The 14,094-nt window shown below is 39.2% G+C and carries 11 protein-coding genes; 9 read left to right on the top strand and 2 right to left on the bottom strand.

All coding sequences use genetic code 11. The features are described 5' to 3' along the window. Positions 1-9: 9 nt before the first annotated feature. From BM294_RS04235 to BM294_RS04225, 3 genes are all read left to right on the top strand, one after another. Positions 10-1,146, top strand: coding sequence for a DUF4422 domain-containing protein (locus tag BM294_RS04235; RefSeq protein ID WP_091205207.1), 1,137 nt, complete (start codon positions 10-12; stop codon positions 1,144-1,146). A gap of 93 nt (positions 1,147-1,239) precedes the next feature. After that, complete coding sequence (locus BM294_RS04230) at positions 1,240-2,499, top strand: nucleotide sugar dehydrogenase (protein WP_091205205.1); 1,260 nt, start codon at positions 1,240-1,242, stop codon at positions 2,497-2,499. Between the two features lie 169 nt (positions 2,500-2,668). Then, on the top strand, positions 2,669-3,757 hold the full coding sequence (locus BM294_RS04225) for an NAD-dependent epimerase/dehydratase family protein (RefSeq protein WP_091205203.1): 1,089 nt from the start codon (positions 2,669-2,671) through the stop codon (positions 3,755-3,757). 773 nt (positions 3,758-4,530) lie between these two features. On the opposite strand, the gene BM294_RS16780 is transcribed toward BM294_RS04225, so the two are convergent. Then, positions 4,531-4,941 (bottom strand): PBECR4 domain-containing protein, encoded by a 411-nt coding sequence (locus BM294_RS16780; RefSeq protein WP_442950773.1) that lies wholly within the window; start codon positions 4,939-4,941, stop codon positions 4,531-4,533. Positions 4,942-5,251: 310 nt separating this feature from the next. Between BM294_RS16780 and BM294_RS04220 the strand changes: the two genes are divergently transcribed. Continuing rightward, a complete protein-coding gene (locus BM294_RS04220) occupies positions 5,252-6,319 on the top strand; it encodes a DUF4422 domain-containing protein (RefSeq protein ID WP_091205202.1) in 1,068 nt (355 codons plus the stop codon). A gap of 127 nt (positions 6,320-6,446) precedes the next feature. Here BM294_RS04220 and BM294_RS04215 read toward each other — a convergent pair whose 3' ends face one another. Beyond that, entirely contained in the window at positions 6,447-6,995 is a 549-nt protein-coding gene (locus BM294_RS04215; protein ID WP_175494496.1) for a type III toxin-antitoxin system ToxN/AbiQ family toxin, read from the bottom strand. Positions 6,996-7,325: 330 nt separating this feature from the next. Here BM294_RS04215 and BM294_RS04210 point away from each other — a divergent pair, with 330 nt between their 5' ends. The 5 genes from BM294_RS04210 to fliE all read left to right on the top strand — a co-directional run bounded on the left by BM294_RS04210 (position 7,326) and on the right by fliE (position 14,084). Further along, the gene (locus tag BM294_RS04210) at positions 7,326-7,694 is read left to right on the top strand and encodes a hypothetical protein (protein WP_091205198.1); all 369 of its coding nucleotides are present in this window, start codon (positions 7,326-7,328) and stop codon (positions 7,692-7,694) included. 257 nt (positions 7,695-7,951) lie between these two features. Further along, on the top strand, positions 7,952-9,886 hold the full coding sequence (locus BM294_RS04205; RefSeq protein WP_091205196.1) for a LicD family protein: 1,935 nt from the start codon (positions 7,952-7,954) through the stop codon (positions 9,884-9,886). 58 nt (positions 9,887-9,944) lie between these two features. After that, positions 9,945-11,489, top strand: a complete 1,545-nt coding sequence (locus tag BM294_RS04200) for a DUF4422 domain-containing protein (RefSeq protein ID WP_091205195.1) — start codon at positions 9,945-9,947, stop codon at positions 11,487-11,489. 163 nt (positions 11,490-11,652) lie between these two features. Next, the gene (locus BM294_RS04195) at positions 11,653-13,338 is read left to right on the top strand and encodes a methyl-accepting chemotaxis protein (protein WP_091205193.1); all 1,686 of its coding nucleotides are present in this window, start codon (positions 11,653-11,655) and stop codon (positions 13,336-13,338) included. Positions 13,339-13,766: 428 nt separating this feature from the next. Then, complete coding sequence (gene fliE / locus BM294_RS04190; protein ID WP_091205191.1) at positions 13,767-14,084, top strand: flagellar hook-basal body complex protein FliE; 318 nt, start codon at positions 13,767-13,769, stop codon at positions 14,082-14,084. Positions 14,085-14,094: the final 10 nt, after the last annotated feature.

Below are 14,094 nucleotides of genomic sequence, written 5' to 3'. Positions count from 1 at the left end.
TAGGTGAATATGGAATTACTTAAGTATAAAACAGAGATAATAAGCCGTATTATCAACTCAAATGAAGTTATAGTTTACGGTGCGGGAACAATGGGAACGGCTGTCCGTAAATGCATTACTGATGCCCCTTACAATTTGTCAGTTAAATGCTTTATAGTTAAAAATATGGAAGACAATGCCTATTCTGTAGATGAGTTACCGGTTATTGATACTGCACACGCATCGACTTATAAAGATTCTACTATTCTTATTGCTCTGAACAGTAAGTTTATTCCTGAAGTAGTTAATGATCTTACAGAAGCCGGATTTACTAATCTGATACCGATTTCTTTCGACGGAGATGAGTGGTCTACCATAAGAGGCAATTGGATGAGGTTCCATGGGATTATCCCAGCTGGTATAATATATCTGTCTGATGTTTCATCTGAGAATTACAAGTTGAACAATATCCCATCAATTAGTGATTATTTTCATATATATGTTGCTCATAGCATATATGACAAAAATCTAATTGAAAATACAGTTGATAAACCGTATGAAATTAGTATTCAGGTAGGCGCTGCTCTTACAGATCAGATTATGTATGATGTTAGGGATTGCATTGGAGATGACAATATATCCGATAGAAACAGGCAGTATTGTGAACTAACTGGTATTTATTGGGCGTGGAAGAATGATACTGCGGATTATATTGGATTTTCACATTATAGAAGAAAGTTTGTCTTAACGTCTGAGCAATTTAATGCTATTTTGACTGAGAACATTGATATCATTGTCACAGAACCAATTGTGAATTTTGCGACTGTAAGAGGACAGTATGCCAAAGATCATATAGCAAAAGATTGGGATATATTTATTGATGTTATAGGCGAGCTGGCACCTGAATATCTTTCTGCGGCAGAACTGATTCAGGACAGCATATATTATTATGCGTATAATATGTTTATTATGAAGAAAGATATCTTTGATGAGTATTGCAATTTCATATTCCCTATCCTAGAACGCTGTGAAGAACTGATTGGATTAAAAGAAGATATATATCAAAACCGATATGTTGGATTTTTGGCGGAACGACTCTTGTCTATATTTATTGCCAAGAATTTAAAATATACTATTGCAATTGCGGATAAGCACTTTATAGAGTGAATATAAAGTTTAAAACTTAAACTACTACTATGTATTTAGTAGTTTGAGTTTTAAATTAATAATGACAAGTAAATGAATTGAGTATATTGTATAATGAATGCGAATATCCTCCAAAGTAAATGGAATATAACTGTTGCAGGAACGGGATATGTTGGTATATCGATTGCGGTTCTTTTAGCGCAGCATAATCATGTTACTGCTGTAGACATCATACCTGAAAAGGTAGATATGATTAATCATAGAGAATCTCCGATCAAGGATGAGTATATAGAGAAATATCTGGCAGAGGAAGAGCTTGACCTTACAGCGACTGTGGATGGTGAATCTGCATATAAGGATGCAGATTTTGTAGTTATCGCAACACCTACAAACTATGATCCAAAGAAGAACTATTTCGATACAAGCGCGGTGGAAGCGGTTATAGAGCTGGTTCTAAATGTGAACCCTGATGCTATCATGGTCATCAAGTCGACTATACCTGTAGGATATACGGAATCGGTAAGGGAGAAGTACAACACGAAAAATATCCTTTTCAGTCCGGAATTTCTCCGTGAATCAAAAGCGCTTTATGATAACCTCTATCCTTCGAGGATCATTGTCGGAACTGATAAAAGTGATGAGCGCCTGATTGAAGCAGCACGAACATTTTCTGAACTACTCAAAGAAGGGGCGCTGAAGGAAGACATTAGCACCCTGTTTATGGGATTTACGGAAGCGGAAGCGGTAAAGCTGTTTGCCAATACGTATCTTGCTCTTCGTGTTTCGTATTTTAATGAACTTGATACTTATGCGGAGTCAAAGGGGCTGGATACAAAGGAAATCATAGAAGGAGTTTGTCTGGATCCACGTATAGGTTCGCATTACAACAATCCTTCATTTGGATATGGTGGCTACTGTCTGCCAAAGGATACAAGACAGCTTTTGGCTAACTATGAGGATGTGCCGGAGAATCTGATAGAAGCGATTGTTGAGTCCAACAAGACGAGAAAGGATTTCATAGCGGACAGGGTCTTGGATATTGCGGGGGCATATGGCAATTCTGACTACTATGATCCTGATAAGGAGCATGAAGTTGTGGTCGGGGTCTATCGTCTGACCATGAAATTGAATTCTGATAACTTCAGGCAGTCTTCAATTCAGGGAATAATGAAGAGAATAAAAGCAAAAGGTGCCAGGGTTATCATCTATGAGCCGACACTTGAGGATGGTTCGACTTTTTTTGGATCAGAGGTGGTGAATGATCTTTCAGTGTTCAAGGAAAGGAGCCTCGCGATAATAGCCAACAGGTATAATGAATGCCTTGATGATGTGAGGGATAAGGTTTATACAAGAGATATTTTTGGCAGGGATTGAACTGTACGTGAGCTATATATTTCAATCATGAGCGATAAGATTAGTGATATATTATTTTCTGCCAATGTGTTTAAGTTGGGCGTTTGGTTAGGGACTGCATTGTGATGAAGAGTTGGGGTGTTTTGCAAAATCAACTCTTCAGAAATTGAGTTTTAAGGGGTTGGACATAATGAGTAAATATGCAATAGATTTGAACGGAAAAACTGTTTTGATCACGGGAGCGGCAGGATTTATAGGTTCTTATCTGGCCATGAGGATACTTCGTGACTGTAAAGATGTAACGGTTGTGGGATTTGATATTATCACAGACTATAATCCTGTGGAGCTCAAAGAATGGAGACTTTCTCAGGTAGATAAAGCGGCAGAAGAATCCTGCAATACATGGGTTTTCATAAAGGGTGATCTTGCTGACAGCGAAGCTGTGGCTTCTGTGTTTTCGGAGTATAAACCGTCTGTGGTAGTTAATCTTGCTGCGCAGGCAGGGGTAAGGTATTCCATCGAGCATCCTGATGTGTACATTAGCAGCAATATCATAGGTTTCTATAATATCCTGGAGGCATGTCGACATTCATATGACGGTGGTGAGTGCGGTGTGGAACATCTTGTATATGCTTCAAGTTCATCGGTGTATGGTGGGAACAAGAAAGTTCCGTTTAGCACGGATGACAGGGTGGATAATCCGGTTTCACTTTATGCGGCTACCAAGAAGAGCAATGAGCTGATGGCTCATACATACAGTAAACTGTATAATATTCCGTCTACAGGGCTCAGGTTCTTCACTGTATATGGACCTGCAGGAAGGACTGACATGTTCTATTTCAGTGCTACGAATAATCTTCGTGCCGGTAAGGATATCAGGATATTTAATTACGGGAAGTGCAAGAGGGATTTCACGTATATAGATGACATAGTAGAAGGGATTTTCCGGGTTATGCAGGGTGCTCCCGGAAGACGCGTGGGGGAGGATGGATTGCCTGTTCCACCATATGCAGTCTACAACATTGGAGGAGGAACACCGGAGAATCTTTTGGATTACATCACAGTGCTTCAGGAAGAGCTGATTCATGCAGGAGTGTTGCCGGAGGATTATGATTTTGAGGCACATAAAGTGTTTGTGCCTATGCAGCCCGGAGATGTTCCGGTAACTTATGCTGACAGCTCTGCTCTGGAGAAGGATTATGGTTTTAAACCGAAAATAGGAATCAGAGAAGGACTGAGGAGATTTGCGGAGTGGTATAAGAAGTTTTATTCATATTGACTTTTGAGTAAACTATGATTGCTTGATGGCATATTTTGGTAGGCAGTAACTTCTGTTTATTTTGTACAGATATAACTCCCACAATTGTGTGGGAGAATAACCGACTGCAGGATATTAACGAAGATGGCGTAGATTGTTGAACTACTTTTTTTAGGTAACACAGATTGTGTTTTGAATTACGGCCATGACGTTAAAGGTGTCACAACCGTATCCATTGAAAACTATATCAACAGAGAACATAGTTTTTATATCATATTAGATTATTTTCGTATTGATTACGGTAGGTTTTGAGGATTGGTTTATTTTAATTCGGCTAAAAGCTCATTAGCGGACTTCACGATATCCGGATCGAAACCTTCGTCAAGAAGCATTTTTTCTGAATAGCCTTGTTTCAATCATTTCGTGGCTTCCGTTAATTTAGCAAGAGCGTTATTTTTAGCGGCATCAAGTTCAGGTTTCATAAGTTTAATAAGAGCTTCATTCATTTTCGGTACCTTCTTCAGTTTATTGATAATATCTTGGTTTTCCGTCATTGCTAACTGTAGGACGGAATCGGCATTTGCTTTGTTATCCTATATTTTAGCATTGTCTTATATAGTGTATTGATACTTGACAAATGAATAATATTTGAAATTATAACTACTTCATATAGTCTAAGTCTAGACCAAATAGAAATAAGCTGTAAATCTTCAGGAGGTATTATATTCAATAGAGAATATAGCAAGTGTTGTGTGAAATGAAATTATTTTTATTTTTAAATTGTTTCTGATGGGTCATAGTTCTTGTGTTTGTAAATAATCATTCTTACATGATAATAAATATTCTGCGGAGATTTTTGAATGGAAATGGTGTCTTTTGGGGTTATAGCGAATAACGGTTCTGTTATTTTCGATGATTTCTGATAGGAAGGATGTACAGATTACACGATTCTCTAGATAGGGTGTCCAATGGACTGAAGAGGAAAGTTTTTTTAGATATTCCGGAGAATGTAGTATATCTTTGAATATTTTCGCTCGATTACGAGGGTCATAACGATCAGATAAATAATGAAGCCCCATAAGATGATGAGCATCTTCTTTATCAAATGTAAGTTGGATTTTAATAAGTTTACCGGAACGACCTATATGAATTATATATTTTGTGTCAATTAGATTTAAAAAGGATTCTGCACATCGAAGAAGCATTTCAGGACTCATAAAGTTGCCTTTCAAATCGATGTATTATAGAAAAATGCTCTTCCACAGAAGTGGAAGAGCGAATTAATGTTTTCGATGCCAGTTTTTGGAAACCATTAAACCATCCATAAGCTCTGCGGTATATCGCATACTGGCACAATATATCGCCTCTACGCTTGGGCGGACAATCAACGTTGCCCGTCATTAACAGCATGATTATATTCTAAAACAATAATTAAGTCAATAATACTTATTAAATATGCAGGCAATTAAACAATTCAGGAGAAAAATTTCATTCTTAAACATAGAGGATGATAACATGTTTAACAACGAAATTTACATTTTCGGTGCACATTCCAGAGCTCGTACATTCAAAGAGTACCTGCGGGTAGTTTCACCGGCTACGAGAATACTTGGATTTTTGGTGGATAATGATGAGAAAAATGATGAATATGTGGATGGAATAGAGGTTATAAATATTTCCACGCAGCAAAGTAAGGTTGTCGATCTTAATAGAGAGACAACTGTTTTTTTGTCTACAAGAGGGGTATACAATGAACATGAAATCAAGGTTTTAAGTGATCTTGGCTTCAAGTCCATAGTTCCCGTTGATGCTGACCTTGATGAAAAGCTGAGAAATATTTATGTACAGGAGCAGTTCCAAAAGCAGGGGCGGGATTTCAGAAAAATCAATGATGATTCTGCGTGTATCTACGTTGCAAAATCTCATCATGATAAGCAGACTAAGAGTATAGAGCTTTATCCATATGAGAAGTATATTCAGGTGGGGGCTGCATTATCTGAAAACAGGCTGGATGTGGATTTTCATGATGATTTAGGTGAGTCGATTTCCGAAAGAAACAAACAGTTTTGCGAGTTGACCGGATTATATTGGATATGGAAGCATGCTCGTGAAGATGTTGTGGGACTGGTGCATTATCGGAGGCATTTTAAGCTGCCGGTGGACTGGTTCCGGAGGCTTATGGATAGGAAAATAGATGTTATCCTACCGGTTCCGCTATTTGTAGCGCCGAGTCTTGAGGAGAACTATAAGTTCAGGCATGTGGGTGAAGTATGGGACTGTATGATGGATTTGTTGAAGGTAAAGGATACGGAGGAATACGCTGCCGCTAAAGCTTTTTTTGAAACAAACGGGTTCTATTCGCCTTGTAATATGATCATTGCAAAGAAACAGGTTTTGGATAGATACTGTGAATGGGTATTTCCTATTCTTTTTGGTGTTGTTGAAAAGATGGGACAGTTTGAGGATCCGTATCAGAACAGGTATCCGGGATTTTTGTCGGAGAGATTACTTTCGTTTTATTTCTACTATCATAGGGATGAGTACGATGTGGTGTATGCGGATAAGAATTTCATAGATGGGTAAAGCAGGTCACTTACCGGGAGCATACCCGGTCAAATAACCTTTTTGCTATTTTGTGATAGACAAAGAGCAGAATTTGAAAAAAACGTGTTGTTGTGTTTTTTGCAGGACGAAAGTATAAGAAAAAAATTTACTTCCCGGTCCTTATCCAATTATCATGAAGTTTCTCCAATTCTTTGAAAGGTAGGATAGCGTTTAATAGTTTAATGTTTTTGGGGGTTTTACGTTCTGATTCATGAATTTTTAGATTGTAGATTATACGGGAATTGTTAAGAATGTTTACATCGTTACGTTCAATCCAACGAATCTCATCTTTAATAATCGACTTATATTTTAGGTCGGTTTCTTCATCCGGATTGTAAGATAGCAACTCGGAATCAGGAACAGGAATCATGTTTAACAGCTTTATGGTACTTAGTAGAATTTCCTGTCCTTTATCGATTTTCGTAATACGTAAAATTGAAGTATTTGAAGATCTGATTTTGCCATCAATATAATCGCTGGCTTTGGGAGATGATAAAGGTGCAAAGTAATTGTAAGTGTTTATTGAGATAACAATGCCAATATATTTACGTTTATGTGTACGATGCCCTTCTTTGCTGTCGAACACATGTGTTACGTGGTTTTCAACTCTGAGATAATGGATGTACTCATCGGAAACAGAATATAGTTTTAACATAGATATGAGTCTTTCTAGAAAAATGGCGAGCATGATGCTCGCCGGATGTTATTACTGCCACGCTTAGGGAGGGGCATCTCCAGTTGTTATTACTGCCACGCTTAGGGAGGGGCATCTCCGGTTGTTAAAAATAACACGCAAAAGAAAGCTTCCTTTACAGTTTGACTATAGCAGTAATGAGAATTGAATTCAATGCAGTAAGAATAAAGTTTATAAAAATTTATGAATATACAAACTGCATAAATATGCTATTGGTCATATAAGTTGACCATATGAACTTTGGTCTATTTTGTGATAAACTTAGAAAAAGTCACTCTGTGGTGGAGCAATATGAAAAAATTATTCTATTATACCGATGTTCTTCCGTTTCTTGGTAGGGGAGAGGCGGCAATTGACAAGCTGAAACGTAATATGGAGATCTTCCGGGAGGCCTCGGATAAGATCAGGGTGATCTGGCATCCATGGTCAGGTACCGAGGAGTACCTAAGGCTTAATGCTTCAGATGTGTTGGAAGATTATCTGGATCTCGTCAAGAATTTCCGGGAGGAAGGCTTTGGGGATTTGGATGAAAGTGCTTCTTTTGATGAAGCAAAAGAAGTGTTGTTTTGTTGCGCCGGGTATTATGGCGATGTATCGGATCTTGCATACGAAGCGCAGAAGAGGAATATTCCGGTAATGCTCCAGAGTATTGATATATAGAAGGTAATTAGAAATGCCTTTGAAGGAAAAGAATGATATCATATATAGATTACAAGATTATAAACATCATCTTGAAAAGACTGAGGGACGATCCATTTAAGATGATTTTGTCGTTATCCGGGAACAGTAGATAATCCGTTTTTGATAGGTTTCAAAAAACTAATATTAATAAAAATTTTTACATGCCGATAGAATAAGTGATAGATGCTTGTTCTATCGGCTTTTTTTGTGTCGAAGTTTGTAATGTCGGAGGTTGTATGGATTTTCATGAAGGCTTTTATGAAGATGAAGTCAGAAATGGCTTTTATATTCCCAGTCTTATGAAACGGAATTGGGCGGCAGGGCTGGAAGTGTTGTCAGAGATTGATAAAATCTGCGTTAAGTATGGCCTTCAGTGGTTCATGTGTTTCGGAACGCTTCTCGGGGCTGTCAGACATAAGGGATTCACAGCCTGGGATGACGATCTTGATATCATGATGAAGAGAAGGGATTTTGAAGTGCTTAAGAAGCATAGGGATGAGCTTCCTGAGAATTACGTCATAGTCTCGGTTCAGGATACAGAAGATTACAACAGTCCCATGGCAAGCATCAACAATGATAAATCGGCATTGATATCACCGGATCAGGTTGCAAAACATCATGGGTTTCCTTTTAATGCAGGTGTTGATGTATATATGCTTGACGGAGTTTCAGATGATACTGAAGCAGAAGCAAAGCGTATGGAGCATATACATAGTCTTATGAAGCTTTGTGATGATCTGAATAGAGAAAAAGGTCCAGGGCAAGAGAATTTATTATTGCGATTTGAACAGGAATTCGGGACAAAATTTGTTTTGGATGAGACATTGACACATCAGATATACCGGGAACTGGACAGGGTATCCATGAAGTTCAGTATGGAAGAAACAAGGAAACTTGTTTATATGTATCTACATATGGAGAACGGTGGACATGTATATGATTCGGAGATGTTTAAGACTTCCATAAAAGTTCCTTTTGAGAGTAATGCTTTATCGGCACCACCCGGATATGATGAATTTCTAAAGATGTGCTATGGGGAATACGCAAAGATTCATAAAGGCACTTCAATGCATGACTATCCTGTTTATGTGAAATGGGAGAAGCAGGTGCTGGAGCAGGGTGCTTCATTACCGTATCTTTATAAGTTTGATAAAGAAGCTTTGCGGCATGACAGGCCAAAGCGGATGACTGTAAAAGAGAAGAATGTGGGTCTTCTCATGAAACTTTCCGAACTTTGTACATTGGCAAAAAAGGTAAACGATGCCGGGCGATATGACATGCTTTCTGAAATTATGACTTTGTGTCAGAACACGGCCGTTAAGTTGGGAGAAGAACTGGAAAGATCGATCATTTCACCTGAGAGGACAGTATCGGAACTCGAAACATTTTGCGAACTGGCATACAAAGTGTATGTGGAGGCTGATGAGTATTTCGGTAAGTTGATTTCAGAAAATGGAGGTTCGAATCTGCAGGGACAGGCAGAGGTAACGGCGCAAAACCTTGATGGTTTGTATAGTGTCAATAGTATAGAAAGGGAATTGGTTGAGTATATACCTGAAATGCAAGCGAGGCTCAAGATGGTAGATGAGAGTCTCATGGATGCAGAGGAGAAAACAGAGATAGTCATACTCCCGTTTAAGGCATCAGCATGGGAAACCATGAAGCCATATTACGACAGATATAAAGATGATCCTACTGTGAATCTTCATGTGGTTCCTATACCATATTATCGTAGAGGAAGAGATACAAGTTCCGGAAGTGAAATCTACGAGGGAGAAGTATTGTCAGAGAAGGTAGCGATAGAGGATTACAGAACCTTTCCTTTTGAGGATATAAAGCCTCACGTTATAGTGATACAGAATCCTTATGATGAGTACAGCATGGGGAGCGAGGTTAACCGATATTTCTTCTCTGATAATCTTATGAAGATGTGCGACAAGCTTGTGTATATCCCATGGTTTGTGACTGATGACATAGATATAGACGATGAAAAGTGTAGGCTTGATATTGCAAACATGAGGCATTATGTTACTGTACCTGGATGTGTTTCGGCGGATCTGATATATGTCCCCACGGAGAATTTGAGGAAAAGCTATATCAGAGTTTTGACCGAATTCTGTGGGGAGGATACCAAGGAAAGATGGGAGAAGCGCGTGCAGGTGATGTTGTAGTCCTGCATGTGGGAGAAAGCTGAGAGTGTGGTATTAAGCTTGGAAGGCGGAAAATAAAATGAAAATAATAGTTTATGGCATAGATGAACTCTATTATCAGAATAAACCGTTATTCGCAAAGTCTGAGATTGTTGCGCTGTGTGATAAAGAGCCTGACAGACAGATAGAAGATAGACATACAGTTATTAAGCCGAAGGAACTCTCACGAGTAGACTATGATTTTATAGTTGTAACCTCTCAGATATATTTCTGTGAGATTGCATCTGAACTGTTTTTCTATCATCATGTCGAGTGGAATAAAATCATTAATTTGGGATATTACAGGCATTTGATTGATGGTGAAGCAGTTACAAAGAATTGGCCTAAAAGTTTAATGAAGGTGGCGGACTGTCCGAGAACCGGAGAGATGTTGCTTCATGGTCCCACGGGGTGTTTTGTATGTGGTACGGAAGATTTTGATAACCCGGAAAGGGAAATCATTAATTCTGAAGGAGTTCTTGTTTCTGTTGAGAAGCAGGCAAAATCTTATGTGAATTATATTGTTTCGCATAAACCGTATCGTACTTTGAATTCAAAGGATTATCAAACCATTTGGGTCGGCAGTAATCCATGCCCGTCGAAGGACTTTTTACGCGATAATACCGGGGACAACATATCAGAATATAACCACCTGATTAACGAATGCACAGCCATATACTGGATTTGGAAACAAGCAAAAGAGGATATCGTAGGTCTCAGCCACTATAGAAGATTTCTTTCATCTCCAATGAATCCTAAGGGGCCGGTAAGTCATTGGGAAGTATGCGAAATTCTGAAAAGATATGATTTGATAGTGGCAGATTCATTTTATTTTGTAAAACGAAGTATATATGAGCAGATGCGTGTCACAATAGATGAAGAGGGTTTCTTTTCTTCTGTTGAAGCCTTGCGGGAAGCTGTAAATAAGTTTCATCCTGATGACTGTAAATACCTTGAGCAGGTTCTGTCGGGAAAGATGATGTTCCCTTGTAACCTGTTTATCATGCCGAAGAAGCTTCTGGATGAATACTGTACATGGTTGTTCCCTATCCTGATATACATGATTGAAAATGTAATCATCAGGGAAAACTGGGACACATACAGTAAACGTGTCATCGGTTTTTGGGCAGAGAGAATGCTCACGGTGTGGATTTTGAAATCCAATTACAAAGTTTATGAATTAACGGCTTTGAATCTGGATGAAGTTCAAAATGATACCGCTGAAGAGGTTTCAGGTATAAGTAGTAAAGAAAAGAAAGCTATGCTGGATCTGATAACTACTTATAAAGAGATGCATGATCAATTAAAAGCATGTATAAGAAATGGAGTTATATATGAAGCAAATGACATGCTTTCTGTTTGCCAGGATGCTGCGGTAAAGATAGGAACCGGTATAGAGAAGGCAGTCGGTGAAGGTTCAGAAGCGGTTCAGAATCTGGAGGCTTATTGTGAACAGGCCTATCAATTGTTTCAAAAGATAAATGTGGGAAGTTCTGTTGATGTGGCCACTGAAATAACAGATCTTCAGAGTAAAATCGATGAAGTGGAAACGTTTATAAGAGATTTAACGGTGACCACAAATTGAGTTAACGTTTTTTTAATTTTAGGATAATAGTAAAGAAAATTCTGTCGATAAAAATAGCAAAGCAGAAAGTATGCATTATAACAGGCATATAGACAGCCGGGAAATATGATATTAAACCCCGGCACAATATGGTTAAGAAAGCTTTTAGGAGGATAGTAGCAGTATGCAGACCTTTAAGAACATGAAGATCAGATCTAAGTTTATGACTACTGTAGTCATTATCGCGGTAGCTATAGTTATTCTCATCGGGATGTCTTTCGGCGCCTTTGTGAAGATGAGCGGCATGATGAATAGCTTTTCAAAGGTACAGTATCAGAATACCAAATCCCAGATGAACATGCGTAAGGATATCCAGACTGTTAATAAGCGTATCCTTCTATGCATCATGGATGAGGAGAACAATACTGTTGCGGATCAGAAGGCAGACTTCGACGAGCGTTTCGGAGATATGCAGGCTGACATCACCTCTATCGGAAAGACACTGGGAGATGATGCTCTTGTAAGTACACTGCAGAAAAGCTTTGATGCATTAAAGACTGACTCCTACAAGATTCTTGATATGATTGAATCGGGAGATAAGAACGGAGCCATGAACTACTATAAGGAAGGCTTCAACGTAAAGACTTCAGAGGATTTCGTGTCTGCTCTTGGCGCTGTTGGTAACCTTTCGGATCAGCAGGCGGCGGATCTCATTGAGGAATCCGAGAAATTTGAAATGAAGGTTATCATCCTGCTTACAGTTCTTGCGGTTGTCGTCATTGTCTCTGTTGTAGTGGTATTCATGTTCCTTGCAAACAGTATCGCATCTACTGTTGACGTTGCCAACCATACTATGGAAAAGATCGCCAATGCCGAGTTCAATGTGGATGTGGATATATCTAAGATCCCTCAGGATGAACTTGGAAACATGGTTAACAATATGAAGGATGTTACAGTTAAGCTTCGTATGCTTGTAGGTGAAGTAAGTTCGATGCTTACTTCCATGAGCGAAGGAAACTTTGCTGTTAAGATGGAGCACCCGGAGATTTACATTAACGATACCAGACCTATCAGAGCCGGTTTTGAAAAGATTTCAGAAAATCTGTCAGAGATGTTCTCCAACATGAATGAAGTTGCTGCTCAGGTTAAGGTAGGATCAGAGAAGATCGCAGACGGATCCATGGCTCTCAGCCAGGGTGCTACCGAGCAGGCATCAACACTTGAGGAGCTTTCAGCTACAGTTAATGTGCTTAATGATAAGGTTAAGAAGAGTGCCAAGGCAGCGCTTGATGTAGAAGACTTCTCAGCAGGTGTGGCTGACAAGATTCAGGCTCAGAATGAGCAGATGGCCAAGGTTCAGGAAGCTATGGAAGAGATCGAAAACAAGTCAAATCAGATCGAGAATATCATCAAGGCTATCGATGATATCGCATTCCAGACCAATATCCTTGCCCTCAATGCTGCAGTTGAGGCAGCAAGAGCCGGTTCAGCCGGTAAGGGCTTTGCTGTTGTTGCGGATGAAGTAAGAAATCTTGCAGGTAAGTCAGCGGCTGCGGCATCTGAGACTTCAACACTTATCGAGACCACCATCGCTGCTGTCCGTAACGGTTCAAAGATGGTAGGAGAAGCTGCGGAAGAGCTTAATGTTGTAAAGGATAATTCTATCAAGTCCAAGGAGCTTGTCGCTTCTATTGCTACAGAGATGCAGGAAGAGTCAGAGTCCATCTCTGAGATCACCATCGGTCTCGAGCAGATCGCGGAAGTTGTTCAGCAGAACAGCTCCACAGCAGAACAGAGTTCAAGCTCCAGCAGTGAGCTTAATGAGCACGCAGGTGTTCTCAAGGGCATGGTTGACAAGATCATCTACTGATGAGAATTTTACAAAATTGACAGCCTGATTTTTATTACAAGCTAATAAAACAGAAAAACCGGTCGATATACATTACATGGATTTAATAGCGAGAAAAACTAACTTAGACTCTCGTGTGTTCAATGATGTATTGTGGCGATAATCAATGAACAAGAGTCGTTATATGACGACTCTTGTTTTGTAAAATATAGTTTTTAGAGAGTATATGAACAGTATTCCGCAGGGAAGCGGTTTACTTCATCTTAGAGAGGGACGGATCCACGTCATAGGCTTTCTGCCTCAGGAACCGTTTGATCACTCCGTGAAAAGTTAGTTTCCAGGGAAGGGCAAAGTACACGAAACGCTATTTATAAAATTTAGCGCACTATTTGCTGAATTAAAAAATAAGTTAACGTAGTTTTTTTTAAGAAGATAGAGAGGCCTTGATCATGGAAATTAACAATCAATTCATCACACCCATGAAGCCGTGGACTTTTGGAGAGTCCGTATCAGAACGAAATACAATGCCTAAAGAGTCAGAGGGGGCAACATTATTTAAGGATATCTTTGCCAATGCAGTAAATAATGTAAAGCTTACCCAGGCAGATGTAGAAAACAAGCAGTATCTTTTGGCTACAGGTCAGCTTGAGGATGCACATTCGCTTCCTATAGCAGAGTCAAAGGCTGCCATAAGTCTCAGTATGATGGTTACTTTGCGTAATAAGGCATTAGCGTCGTATAACGAACTGATCAAGATGAACACCTAATTAGGGGCAG

Origin of the sequence: Oribacterium sp. WCC10, from assembly GCF_900113415.1 — a bacterium.
GTDB lineage: Bacteria > Bacillota > Clostridia > Lachnospirales > Lachnospiraceae > Oribacterium.
Note: the sequence above shows the minus strand (reverse complement) of the source record. Positions and strands in the feature narration are given on the sequence as shown.